The sequence below is a fragment of the Mycoplana sp. BE70 genome, from assembly GCF_031455855.1.
Lineage (GTDB): Bacteria > Pseudomonadota > Alphaproteobacteria > Rhizobiales > Rhizobiaceae > Mycoplana.
Map to the genome: position 1 here is coordinate 204,805 of NZ_JAVDTM010000004.1, position 12,509 is coordinate 217,313.

A 12,509-nucleotide genomic window follows, 5' to 3' on the forward strand; every position below is an offset into this window, starting at 1 on the left:
CAAACCCGTCAGAAACTCTCCTTCAGCCACTGCCCCATCCGGGCGATGCGGCTGTTACCGCCTGCAAGCGACGCAAGCATGCCGCCTTGCGTCGCATGCGTTTCCAGCTCCGCAACCTGCGGATAGATCATCAGCCCCACCGCTGTGGAGAACGCTGCCCCCTTGGCGGCGGCCGGCAAGCCAGACACGCCAAGCGGACGCCCGACGCGAACGTTGCGCGCAAGAATCCGGCGCGCGGCTTCCGGCAACCCCGTCAGCTGGCTTGCGCCGCCCGTCAGCACGATCCGCTTGCCCACGATCGGCGAGAAGCCGGAGCGCTGGATGCGGTCGCGAATCAGTTCGAGCGTCTCCTCGATCCGGGCACAGACAATGCGAGAAAGCAGCGCGCGCGGCACATGCGTCGGCTGGTCCCGGTCGTCTTCGCCAAGCGGAGGCACTGGCACGATGTCGCGCTCGTCAGAGGCATTCGGCAGCGCAGAGCCATGCACGACCTTCAGCCGCTCGGCATCCTCGATGCGGGTCGACAGACCGCGGGCAATGTCGGTCGTTACGTGATGGCCGCCAAGCGCGACGGCGTCCGCATGGACGAGCTTGCCTTCGGCGAAGACGGAAATCGTCGTTGTTCCGCCGCCCATGTCGATGCAGGCGCAACCGAGTTCGACCTCGTCGTCCACGAGTGCCGACAGGCCGCTCGCGTAGGGCGTGGCCACCATGCCCTCGACCGAGAGGTGGGCACGGTTGACGCAGAGTTCGAGGTTCTTCAGCGCGGTCCGCTCGGCCGTCAGCACATGCATGTCGACGCCCAGCACATCGCCGTACATCGAGAGCGGATCACGGATGCCGCGCTCGCCGTCGAGGGAGAAACCGGTCGGCAGGGAATGCAGGATGGCGCGGTCCTGGCGCAGCGAGCGCTGGCCGGCCGCAGCCAGAACCTTGCGCAGGTCCGCCGCTTCCACTTCCTGGCCACCGAGATCGATCGTGCCGGTATAGATGTCGCTTTGCAGCCGACCCGCGGAGACGTTGACGATCAGGCTGTCGATCGTCAGGCCCGCCATGCGCTCGGCGGCATCGACGGCAAGGCGAACAACGCTTTCAGCCGCGTCCAGATCCGCGATCACCCCGTTTTTGACGCCCCGCGAGCGGTGGTGTCCGATGCCGATGACCTCGATCGAGTGCGTCCTGCCGGGAAGGATTTCGCTTTCCGGCCGCGGCGTCAGCTTGCCGATCATGCAGACGACCTTGGTCGAGCCGATGTCGAGCACCGAAACGACGTGCGACCGCTTGGAATTGAGCGGCTTCAAACGCGGCAGGCCGAAATGGGAGGAGCCGAAGATACTCATGAGCGATCGGTCACCTTCTTGAGTTCCTTGGTGCGCTGCTCCAGCACCACCTTGCGGCGGGCGGCGGCCCCTTCGGTCAACTGTATCGTGGTGCGGTCCTCGAGCCGCAGGTCGACGGCGGCGATGTCGCGCTCCAGGAGCCCATGCTCGGCGTCGAACCTGGACAACACGTCCATAGCCCGGGCGATGTTGGTTTCCGGCAGCTTGACGACAATGCCGTTGTCGAGACGGAGGTCCCACCGACGGCCGGCCACGCGAACGTATGCCTTTACGCGCGCCTTGATTTCCGGCCAGTTGTCGAACTGCTTGTCGAAGCTCGCCGCAGCCGTCTCGGCATCGCGTCCGACGAACAGCGGCAAGGCCGAGAACTTGTTGTCGCGGAGCGGCGCGATGACGCTGCCATTCTTCTCGATCAGCGAAAGATCGTCGCCGTGCTGCCAGATCGCGAACGCCTCGCGTTCCTTGAGCGCGACCTCGATCGTGCCTGGATAGACCTTTCGGACGGAGACCTGCTCCACCCACGGAAGCTGCGCAAGCTTGCCGCGCACGTCCTCGACGTCCACCGCCACAAGCGAGGTGGTGCCATCGAGACCGAGATGCGCGAGAATTTCGATTTCCGACGTTTCGCGCGCACCGGAAACCTTCACGTCGTCGATGGCAAAGCCCGCCGCCGCCGTCGTCGCCTGGGTGAAATCCTGCGTGTGGCCGCCAAGCGACATCCCGTAGAAACCGGTCGCCGCCAGGAAAGCGATCGCGGCAACCGTGCCCGTATGGCGCGCTATCGGCACGCGCCCGACGGCGAGGCTGACGGTGAACCGCACGATCCTGCGCAGCGGACGCGGCAATACGCGCCCGGAATCAGCATCGACGAGACCCGCCGCGCCCTGCCGAGCCGCCTTGCTCCTCTTTCTGCCGATCAACGCAAGCACGACGCGTCCTCCACCATCCAACTCAAGAATTCACCAAAGGAATGACCGGCATGGACGGCCATCTCGGGCACCAGCGACGTCGGCGTCATGCCGGGCTGGGTGTTGACCTCCAGCCACACAATCTCGCCGTTCTCGGAGAAGCGGTCGTCATATCGGAAGTCCGATCTGCTGACGCCGCGACAGCCGATCGCCTGATGCGCCTTGAGTGCTAGTGTTTGTATTTTTTGGTAAATATTTGGTGAAATTTGCGCAGGAAGGACGTGCCTTGAGCCCCCTTGCGCGTATTTCGCGTCATAATCGTAGAAGCCGTGTCCCTGCGGCACCACCTCGGTGACACCAAGGGCAACGTCGCCCATGACCCCGCACGTCAATTCCCGACCGTAGACGTAGCGCTCGACCATGACCCGGTCGCCATAACGCCAGTCATCGGAGGTGATGACCTGCGGCGGATGCGCCTGATCTTCCTTGACGATGACGACGCCGAAGCTGGAGCCCTCGCGTACCGGCTTGACTACATAGGGCGGCTTCATCGGGTGCCTGGAGGTGAATTCAAAGCGATCCATCACCTTCGCTTCAGCAACGGGCATGCCGGCCGCCTTGGCGACGATCTTCGCCTGCGCCTTGTCCATTGCCAGCGCAGAAGCAAGCACGCCGGAATGCGTATAGGGAATCCTGAGAAACTCGAGGACGCCCTGGATCGTACCATCCTCGCCGAACGGGCCATGCAGGGCATTGAAAGCCACATCCGGCTTCAGGTCCGAAAGCACCGTCGCGACATCATAGCCCACATCAACACGGGTTACGCGGTAGCCGACGGCTTCGAGCGCATCCGCACAGGCGTTGCCGGACGAAAGGCTTACGGGCCTTTCGGAGGAAACTCCGCCCATTAGCATGGCTACATGCTTGCTCATCTGTACCCCCGGACTCTCTCGCACACTGACCGAACTCGCTTGTGCGGACCTGATCCTTCAAGGAACCGACTCGGACATTCGAGACGATGTAACTAAAGCTGCATTATGGTTAATGAAGCGTTTACTTTCGTTAACCGACATGCGCCGCAAACAGTGGCGGCCGCATCACGAATCACAGCCCTCCATCGAATATCGCCCTAGAATCAGAGAGTTGCCCGCGATGCAAGCTTTCCTTGCCACTGAATGAAATGATCAGAAGCGCAGAGACCGAGGATACTGTCTGTTACTGACGGCGTGGATTGGATTGGGCGCTCGTCGATGTGTCGAGCGCCCGGTCGGCGTGCGAAGAAAGATCTTCGAATGCACGGTCGGCACGGCTATCGGCAAGACCCGCCGAGATTGTCACGGTATCCTCACCTGCCCGCAGGAAATGGGTCGTTGCTCGATGCCGCCGCGAGCCTTCGACGCACCGGGCGGCCTCGCCGGGCGAGTGCCCGCACAAGAGCACGCCGAACTCTTTGCCGCCGACGCGGGGTGCTAACAAATGGTGGGATCGGCACTCCCCTGTTGGCGACCTTTCAGAGAATGTCGCGGACAGATTGCAAATGTCGCAAAAAATACCGAAATCCGGCTAATTTAGCATTTTTGTTGTTCCAACGCCGGATCCGATACCGTAAGACAGCCCCGCTGCCTCCCAAGACGGCAAGACAATCCAACAACAACAGGTATAAGAAAAAAATGAGTGACACTTCCATGACGGTGTCACCGACCGCAACGCATTCGACTACCTCCGCCGTGAACTCCCCGGCGCGTGTCCTCTTTGCAAGTCTGGTCGGGACGACCATCGAATTCTTCGATTTCTACGTCTACGCAACCGCCGCGGTGATCGTCTTCCCGCACCTTTTCTTCCCGTCCGCCGATCCGACCTCGGCGATGCTGCAATCCTTCGCCACCTTCTCGATCGCCTTCTTCGCGCGCCCGTTCGGCGCCGTGGTGTTCGGGCACTTCGGCGACAAGGTCGGCCGCAAGGCGACGCTCGTCGCCGCCCTGATGACGATGGGCGTCTCCACCGTCGCGATCGGCCTGCTGCCGACATATGCGACGATCGGCGTCTGGGCGCCGCTGCTCTTGGCGCTGTGCCGCTTCGGCCAGGGACTGGGCCTCGGCGGCGAGTGGGGTGGTGCCGTACTGCTCGCCACGGAGAATGCTCCGCCCGGCAAGCGCACCTGGTATGCGATGTTCCCGCAGCTCGGCGCGCCGATCGGCTTCATCCTCTCCGCCGGCACCTTCCTGGTTCTCGGAGAGACGCTCAGCAACGAGGACTTCCTCGCCTGGGGCTGGCGCCTGCCGTTCATCCTCAGCGTGCTGCTCGTCGTCATCGGCCTCTATGTCCGGCTGAAGATCACCGAGACGCCGGAGTTCCAGAAGGCGATAGACAAGCACGAGCGCGTGCAGGTGCCGATCACCCAGATCCTGAAGTCGCACAAGCGCAGCCTGATGCTCGGCACCTTCGTCGCGCTCGCCACCTTCGTGCTGTTTTACCTGATGACCGTCTTTGCGCTCTCCTGGGGCACGGCCAAGCTCGGCTATTCGCGCGAGCAGTTCCTTGTCATCCAGATGACCGGCGTCGTCTTCTTCGGCCTGATGATTCCGGTCTCGGGCATCCTCTCCGACCGTTATGGCCGTCGATTGATGCTCGTGCTGACGACGATCGGTATCGGCATCTTCGGCATCTTCATGGGGCCGATGCTCGCCGGTGGCCTCGCCGGCGCCTTCGCCTGCTCGATCATCGGCCTCGGCCTGATGGGCATGACCTACGGCCCGATCGGTGCGGCGCTCGCAGCCCCCTTCCCGACCTCGGTGCGTTACACGGGTGCGTCGATGACGTTCAACCTCGCCAGCATCTTCGGCGCTTCGCTCGCACCCTACATCGCGACCTGGCTTGCGACGACCTACAGCCTGAACTACGTCGGCTACTATCTGGCGGCGGCCGCAGTGATCACGCTCGTCTGCCTGCTGCTTTCTTCGGAAGACGAGGTCTCCGGTTAACAGTTGACCGCGCCATCTGAACGAAAAAAGGGCCGCTCGGATATCCGACGCGGCCCTTTTCTTTGAACCTCTGCCGACTCAGGCAGTCGCCTTGCCGAGGAATTCCTTGATCTCGTAGCCCGGCATGAAGTTGCCGATGCGCCTGATCTCCCATTGCAGCATGATGCCGGAATGCTCGAGCACGCGGCTGCGGACGGTTTCGCCCAGATACTCGAGCTCGTATCCGGTCGCCTGTCCGGTGTTGATCATGAAGTTGCAGTGCATCGGCGACATCTGCGCGCCCCCGATCATCAGCCCGCGGCAACCGGCCTCGTCGATCAGCTTCCAGGCCGAGTGGCCTTCGGGGTTCTTGAAGGTCGAGCCGCCGGTCTTTTCACGGATCGGCTGCACCGTCTCGCGGTGCTGGCGCACGGCATCCATCTTCTCGCGGATCTGCGCCTTGTCGCCGGCATGGCCCTGGAAGATCGCATGGGTGAAGATCAGGCCGTCGGGCGCTTTCGAATGGCGATAGCTGTAGCCCATGTCGGCATTCGACAGCACGTATGCGTTGCCCTTGCGATCGACGGCGTGCACTTCGACGACGAGATCCTTCGTCTCGCCGCCGTTGGCGCCGGCGTTCATCCGCAGCGCCCCGCCGATCGATCCGGGAATGCCGTAGAAGAACTCGAAGCCGGCGATGCCGTTGTCGAGCGCCATTGCGGCAATGTTCTTGTCCGGGCAGATCGCGCCCGCCTTGATCCGGTTGTCGCCGACCAGTTCGAGATCGCCGAAGCCCTTGGCCGAAAGACGGATGACGACGCCGGGAATCCCTCCGTCGCGCACGAGAAGATTCGAGCCGACTCCGACCACCGTCAGCGACACGTCGTCCGGCAACAGCTTCAGAAAGGTGACGAGGTCCTCGGTGTCGTGCGGCTGGAACATCAGTTCGGCCAGTCCGCCGGCCCGAAACCATGTGACGCGGTCCATCGGCGCATCCGGCGTCAGCCGCCCGCGCACGTCCTTGATGCCGTCGCCGAGAGACGCCAGCAACTTTTCGCCATTCACCTGTTTCATGCCATCATTCCCGAAATGCCTGCGAGTTCCTTTGGCAGCGCTCCAGCCCAATGGGTGATGCTACCTGCTCCCAAGAGAACCACAAAGTCGCCAGGCTTAGCAATGGTGCCAATGGTGGAGGCCAGGTTCTCCGGCCCCTCCAGATAGCGGGCGTCGCGGTGTCCGCTCGCCTTGATCCGGGAAACCAGGGTTTCTGCGTCGCTGCCCTCGATCGGTTCCTCACCCGCCGCATAGATCGGCGCGATCATGATCGTGTCTGCATCGTTAAAGCAGCCAGCGAACTCCTCGAACAGACTGTGGACGCGCGAGTAACGATGGGGCTGATGAACCGCGATGATTCGGCCCTGGCAGGCCTCGCGCGCGGCCTTCAGGACCGCCCTGATCTCGACCGGATGGTGGCCATAGTCGTCGTAGACGCTGACGCCGTTCCACGTCCCCGTGAGCGTAAAGCGTCGCTTGACGCCACTGAACGAGGCGATGCCGCGCGCAATGTCTTCCGGCGAGATCCCGAGCCGTTGCGCAACAGCGACCGCGGCGGTGGCATTGGAAACGTTGTGGCGGCCGGGCATGGGCAGGCGAAGATCCTTCAGTTCGATCACCTGGCCGGTCCGGCGCCGGCGGATCGCGACGTCGAAGACCGATGTCGCTCCGTCCATCCGCACATTGCCGAAGCGCACGTCGGCCTGCGGGTTCTCGCCGTAGGTGATGACCTTGCGGTCCTCGATGCGGCTGACCATCGCCTGCACTTCCGGATGATCCAGGCACAGGACGCCGAAGCCGTAGAACGGCACGTTCTCGACGAACTGGCGAAATGCCTCGCGCACCGCGTCGAAACTGCCGTAGTGATCCAGATGCTCCGGATCGATGTTCGTCACCACGGCGACGTCGGCCGGCAGCTTGAGGAACGTGCCGTCGGATTCGTCGGCTTCCACCACCATCCACTCGCCCTCGCCCATGCGCGCATTAGTGCCGTAGGCGTTGATGATGCCGCCGTTGATGACGGTCGGGTCCAGCCCGCCAGCCTCAAGCAACGCCGCGACCATCGATGTGGTCGTCGTCTTGCCATGCGTGCCGCCGATCGCGATCGCATTGCGGAATCGCATCAGTTCGGCCAGCATCTCGGCCCGGCGGACGACCGGAAGCAGCTTTTCCCGCGCCGCGATGAGCTCCGGATTGTCCTTCTTGATCGCCGTCGAAACGACCACCACCTCGGCGTCACCAAGGTTCTCGGCCTTGTGGCCAACGTGGACCGTGATGCCCTTCTCGTGCAACCGCTGGACATTGGCGCTGTCGGACTGGTCGGAGCCCTGTACACGGTGGCCGAGATTGTGCAGCACCTCGGCAATGCCGCTCATGCCGATGCCGCCGATTCCGATGAAATGAACGAGCCCTATGCTCTTCGGCATCTTCATGCGCGTTCTCCTTTGAATTCCGCTATCGTCTTGCCGCCCGCAATAGCTTCCACCATGGCGGCGAGCAAGCGTGCAGCATCCGGCTTGCCCGTCTTTCGGGCGCTCTCCGCCATCTCGGCCATCCGATCCGGATGCTTCATCGCATCGGTGATGATCAGCGCAAGCTTCTCGGGAGAAAGCTCGGACTGGGTGATGACCTGCGCCCCGCCGTTGGCGGCGAGTGCTGCAGCATTCGCCGCCTGATCGTGATCGAGGGCATAGGGATAGGGCACCAGCACGGCCGGCCGGCCAATGACGGACAGCTCCGAAACAGTCGAGGCGCCGGAACGGCTGACGACAAGATGCGCGTTCGCGAGGCGGTCCGCCATGTCGGTGAAAAAGGGCGAAACGTCTGCGGCGATTGCGAGCCTCTCGTAAATGGCCTCGACACCTTCACGATCCTCGGGCCGGGCCTGCTGGGTTATGCGCAGGCGTGCCCGCTTGGCTTCGCTGAGCCGGCAGACAGCCTGCGGAACGGCTTTGGAAAAGAACTGCGCCCCCTGGCTGCCGCCGAAGACAATGAGGCGGAATTCGCCGTCCGGTTTCGCCAGCTGATAGGGCACTTCGGCCGCCGCGAGCACGGCCGGGCGGACCGGATTGCCGGTCGTGACCGTCTTTGCCGCATACGCGCCCTCGCCGTCCGGCAGGAACCCGCCGGCAATCGCCTGCACGCGGGCGGCAAGCGCCTTGTTGGCGCGCCCCATCACAGCGTTCTGCTCGTGGATCATCGACGGTATGCGCATGCCGGTGGCGGCCAGCAATGGCGGCAAGGTAGGATAGCCGCCGAACCCGACGACGGCGCTGGGTCGGAGCCGCGTCAGCAGCCGCCGCGCCGCCCGCAGACCCGTCCACAGCGTCCACAACGACGAGACGACCTTCAACGGATTTTTCGAGCCGATCGTCGCCGACGGCACGACGTGGATCTCGTCGGCCGGGAATTTGCCGGCAAAGCGCTCGGCGCGACTGTCGGTGACGAGATGCACGGACCAGCCATTCGCCTTCAATTCATGCGCCAGCGCCTCGGCCGGAAAAAGATGGCCGCCGGTGCCCCCGGCGGCGAGCAGGATGATGCCTTTGCTCATTCGATATTACTCCGCGGGAGAAAGCATGCCGGAGCGGAAGAGGCTTCGCTCGGCGGCACGCTTTTCCGGCCGGTGACGCGTCAAGGCAAGGATGAAGCCCGCCGTGACGCAGATTGCGACCATCGACGAGCCGCCATAGGAGATGAGCGGCAGGGTCATCCCTTTGGCCGGCAGCAGTTCGAGGTTCACGCCGATGTTGATCATAGACTGGATGCCGATCAGGAGCACCAGCCCGGCGACGGCGAAACGGGTGAAATCGTTGCGCTCTTTGAACGCATGGTTCAAGCCGCGCATCACGACGAAGGCGAAGACCGCGACGATGACCATGCAGAAGACGATGCCGAACTCTTCTGCTGCGACCGAGAAGATGAAGTCGGTATGGCTGTCCGGAATGATGCGCTTGACGATACCCTCGCCCGGGCCCTTTCCGAACCAGTCACCACGGATGATCGCCTCGCGGGCGGTATCAACCTGGAACGTGTCGCCTTCGCCGGTGAGGAACCGATCGATACGGCCGGAGACGTGGTCGAAGAGATAGTAGGCGGAGACGAATCCCCCGATCGCAACGCCGCCGAGCAGAATGATCCAGATCCACGGCATGCCGGCCATGAAGAACATGCCGCCCCAGACCGCCGTGGTCAGGACCGTCTGACCAAGGTCCGGCTGCGCCACAAGGAGAGCGGCAACGATCCCGAACATCAGAATGGCGAAGAGGTTGCCGGGGATTTCCGGCTGGCGCGCGTATTCGGAGAAAAGCCAGGCACAGATCACGACGAAGGCGGGCTTCATGAACTCCGACGGCTGGATCGACAGGCTGCCGATCGAGATCCAACGCCGCGCGCCCTTCACCTCGACGCCGATGAACAGTGCCAGCACCATCATCGCCAACGACACCACAAGCAGGATCGCCGCGGTTCGCCGCACCTGCCGGGGCGTTAGAAACGAGATGGCCACCATCGTCGCGATTGCCGGAAGCAAGAACAGGGCATGGCGCTTGACGAAGTGGAAGCTGTCGAGGTTGAGGCGTTCCGCCACCGCAGGGCTTGCGGCGAAGGACAGCATGAAGCCGATTCCCATCAAGAGGATGAAGGCGGCGAGAAACAACCTGTCTATTGTCCAGAACCAATCGGCCACCGGACCACGCTCGGCACGACTAACCATGGCAATCCCCCTAACCGTTTGCCTCGATCAGCATGGTCACGCCGGGAAGCGCCGCGACATGGCCGACAAAGGCATCGCCCCTGACTTCGAAATTCTTGTACTGGTCGAAGCTTGCGCAAGCCGGTGACAGCAGGACCGCGACCGGCCCCGCTCCGTCCCTCGCCGCATCCGCCGCCGCATGCAGCACGGCGCGCTCCAGCGTGCCGGAAATCTCGTAGGCGACCTGGTCGCCGAGCGTTGCGGCGAAGGCGGCGGCGGCCTCGCCGATCAGATAGGCCTTGGCGATCTTTGGAAAGAAGCCGGAGAGGCCGGTGATGCCCCCCTCCTTCGGCAGCCCGCCTGCGATCCAGTATATCCGGTCGTAGCTCGACAAGGCCGGGGCGGCCGCCTCCGCGTTCGTTGCCTTGGAATCGTTGACGAAGACGACGTCGCCCTTGCGGCCGACCGGCTGCATGCGGTGCTTGAGCCCGGGGAACGAGGCGAGGCCAGCGCGGATTTCGTCCTCGCTGACGCCGACGGCAAGACAGGCGGCAATCGCCGCTGCCGCGTTCTGTGCATTGTGGCTGCCGCGCAGTGTCTGGATTGCGGAAAGGTCGGCGATTCCGCGTGAAGTGCCACCCTGTGCGATCCGGATGTGCGCGTCTTCCGCGTAGAGGCCGTCCGCCAGCGGTTGGCGGCGCGAAACACGGACCACCTTTGTGCCGGAGCGCTCGACCCGATCGGCGATCAGCGTGGTGTAGGTGTCGTCGACGGCAATGACGGCCGTCTCGCTACCGGCCACCAATCGCTCCTTGACGTCGGCATAATGTTGCATGGTGCCGTGCCGGTCGAGGTGATCCGGAGTGAGGTTAAGGAGAAGGCCCGCCGTCGGATTGATCGTGGGTGCGAGATCGATCTGGTACGACGAGCATTCGACCACGAAGAACCGGCCGGCCTTCGGCGGATCGAGGGTCAGGACGGCCGTGCCGATGTTGCCGCCGAGCTGCGTATCTCGCCCGCTCGATCTGAGGATATGGGCGATCAGGGCGGTCGTCGTCGACTTGCCGTTGGTGCCGGTGATGGCGATGAACGGGCAATCGGGCGCATGGGCGCGACGCTCGCGCACGAACAGCTCGACGTCGCCGATGATCTCGACGCCGGCCGCACGCGCCAGATCCACGCTCCAATGCGGCTTCGGATGGGTCAGAGGCACGCCGGGGGACAGAACGAAGGCAGAAATCGAATTCCAGTCGATCTGACGCAGGTCGCCGGTCGCAATGCCCGCATCGCTGGCTTTGGCAACGCTGTCGGGATTGTCGTCCCAGGCCATGACCTTCGCACCACCGGCGACGAGCGCCTCGGCCGTCGCCAGCCCCGAGCCCCCGAGCCCGAAGAGCGCGACGTTTCTGTCCTTGAAGGTCGTGACCGGGATCATCGGGTCACCGCAGCTTCAGGGTCGAAAGACCGACGAGCGCGAGGATCACGGCGATGATCCAGAAGCGGATCACCACCTGGCTCTCCGTCCAGCCCTTCTTCTCGAAATGGTGGTGGATCGGCGCCATCAGGAACACGCGCTTGCCGGTGAGCTTGAACGAGCCCACCTGGATGATCACCGACAGCGTTTCCATCACGAACAGACCGCCGATGATCGCCATGACGATCTCGTGTTTGGTCGCAACGGCGACGGAGCCGATCAGGCCGCCTAGGGCCAGCGAGCCGGTATCGCCCATGAAGATTGCAGCCGGCGGCGCATTGAACCAGAGGAAGCCGAGGCCGGCGCCGATAACGGCGCCGAGGATGACCGCCAGTTCGCCGGTGCCGGGAACGAAGTGGATCTGCAGGTAGTTCGCAAAGACCGCGTTGCCAGCCAGGTAGGCGATGATGCCGAAGGAGGCGGCGGAGATCATCACCGGGACCGTGGCAAGGCCGTCAAGGCCATCGGTGAGATTGACGGCGTTGCCCGCCGCAACGATGACGAAGCCGCCGAACAGGACGAAGAAGATGCCGAGATTGAGCAGCAGGTCCTTGGCGAAGGGGAAGGCGACCGAGGAACCGAGCGTCGAGCCGGGAGTACCCACGGAAAGGGCCGCCCGCATCATGAAGAAGGTGGCGATCCCGGCAATGATGAATTCCAGGCCGAGACGCGCCTTGCCGGAAAATCCCTTGTCCGTCTGCTTCGTCACCTTCAGGTAGTCGTCGTAGAAGCCAATCGCCCCGAAACCGAGTGTCACCAGCAGCGTCGCGACAACATAGATGTTGGAGAGATCGGCCCAGAGCAGCGCGCTGCCGACGATGCCGGCAAGAATCATGATGCCGCCCATGGTCGGCGTGCCGGCCTTCTTGAAGTGGGTCTGCGGCCCGTCGGCGCGGATCGGCTGGCCCTTGCCCTGGCGTACGCGCAACGACGCGATGATCGCCGGACCGAACAGAAAGACGATGGCGGCGGAGGTGAACAGCGCTGCACCGGTGCGGAACGTGATGTAGCGGAACAGGTTGAAGACCTGGATCTCTTCCGCCAGTTCGACAAGCCAAAGCAGCATTCTAGACCTTTCCC

At 63.5% G+C, this 12,509-nt stretch carries 11 protein-coding genes; 1 reads left to right on the forward strand and 10 read right to left on the reverse strand.

Features of this window, described 5'->3' with window-relative positions:
• Window positions 1-8 precede the first annotated feature (8 nt).
• The 4 genes from ftsA to J2Y48_RS25335 form a co-directional block, all read right to left on the reverse strand.
• Window positions 9-1,340 carry a cell division protein FtsA gene (ftsA, locus tag J2Y48_RS09475; RefSeq protein ID WP_310416273.1) on the reverse strand — a complete coding sequence of 444 codons (1,332 nt, stop codon included), beginning with the start codon at window positions 1,338-1,340 and terminating at the stop codon, window positions 9-11.
• A complete protein-coding gene (locus J2Y48_RS09480) occupies window positions 1,337-2,269 on the reverse strand; it encodes a cell division protein FtsQ/DivIB (protein WP_310416276.1) in 933 nt (310 codons plus the stop codon). The genes ftsA and J2Y48_RS09480 overlap by 4 nt, the downstream gene beginning before the upstream one ends.
• The gene (locus tag J2Y48_RS09485) at window positions 2,257-3,180 is read right to left on the reverse strand and encodes a D-alanine--D-alanine ligase (RefSeq protein ID WP_310416801.1); all 924 of its coding nucleotides are present in this window, start codon (window positions 3,178-3,180) and stop codon (window positions 2,257-2,259) included. Before J2Y48_RS09485 ends, J2Y48_RS09480 begins: the two co-directional genes overlap by 13 nt.
• A 283-nt stretch (window positions 3,181-3,463) precedes the next feature.
• Window positions 3,464-3,724: a diguanylate cyclase domain-containing protein gene (locus tag J2Y48_RS25335; RefSeq protein ID WP_405030187.1), complete on the reverse strand. Its 261-nt coding sequence runs from the start codon at window positions 3,722-3,724 to the stop codon at window positions 3,464-3,466.
• Window positions 3,725-3,918: 194 nt separating this feature from the next.
• Between J2Y48_RS25335 and J2Y48_RS09490 the strand changes: the two genes are divergently transcribed.
• Window positions 3,919-5,229 carry an MFS transporter gene (locus J2Y48_RS09490; RefSeq protein ID WP_310416280.1) on the forward strand — a complete coding sequence of 437 codons (1,311 nt, stop codon included), beginning with the start codon at window positions 3,919-3,921 and terminating at the stop codon, window positions 5,227-5,229.
• Between the two features lie 78 nt (window positions 5,230-5,307).
• On the opposite strand, the gene murB is transcribed toward J2Y48_RS09490, so the two are convergent.
• From murB to mraY, 6 genes are read right to left on the reverse strand one after another with little or no spacing between them, the layout of a single operon-like run.
• Window positions 5,308-6,282 (reverse strand): UDP-N-acetylmuramate dehydrogenase, encoded by a 975-nt coding sequence (gene murB, locus J2Y48_RS09495; protein WP_310416283.1) that lies wholly within the window; start codon window positions 6,280-6,282, stop codon window positions 5,308-5,310.
• Window positions 6,279-7,694, reverse strand: a complete 1,416-nt coding sequence (gene murC, locus J2Y48_RS09500) for a UDP-N-acetylmuramate--L-alanine ligase (protein ID WP_310416285.1) — start codon at window positions 7,692-7,694, stop codon at window positions 6,279-6,281. Before murC ends, murB begins: the two co-directional genes overlap by 4 nt.
• Window positions 7,691-8,815 (reverse strand): undecaprenyldiphospho-muramoylpentapeptide beta-N-acetylglucosaminyltransferase, encoded by a 1,125-nt coding sequence (murG, locus tag J2Y48_RS09505; RefSeq protein WP_310416288.1) that lies wholly within the window; start codon window positions 8,813-8,815, stop codon window positions 7,691-7,693. Before murG ends, murC begins: the two co-directional genes overlap by 4 nt.
• A 6-nt stretch (window positions 8,816-8,821) precedes the next feature.
• Complete coding sequence (ftsW, locus tag J2Y48_RS09510; RefSeq protein WP_310416291.1) at window positions 8,822-9,976, reverse strand: putative lipid II flippase FtsW; 1,155 nt, start codon at window positions 9,974-9,976, stop codon at window positions 8,822-8,824.
• Between the two features lie 10 nt (window positions 9,977-9,986).
• On the reverse strand, window positions 9,987-11,390 hold the full coding sequence (murD, locus tag J2Y48_RS09515; RefSeq protein ID WP_310416294.1) for a UDP-N-acetylmuramoyl-L-alanine--D-glutamate ligase: 1,404 nt from the start codon (window positions 11,388-11,390) through the stop codon (window positions 9,987-9,989).
• 4 nt (window positions 11,391-11,394) lie between these two features.
• Entirely contained in the window at window positions 11,395-12,495 is a 1,101-nt protein-coding gene (gene mraY / locus J2Y48_RS09520) for a phospho-N-acetylmuramoyl-pentapeptide-transferase (RefSeq protein ID WP_310416296.1), read from the reverse strand.
• Between the last annotated feature and the right edge of the window lie 14 nt (window positions 12,496-12,509).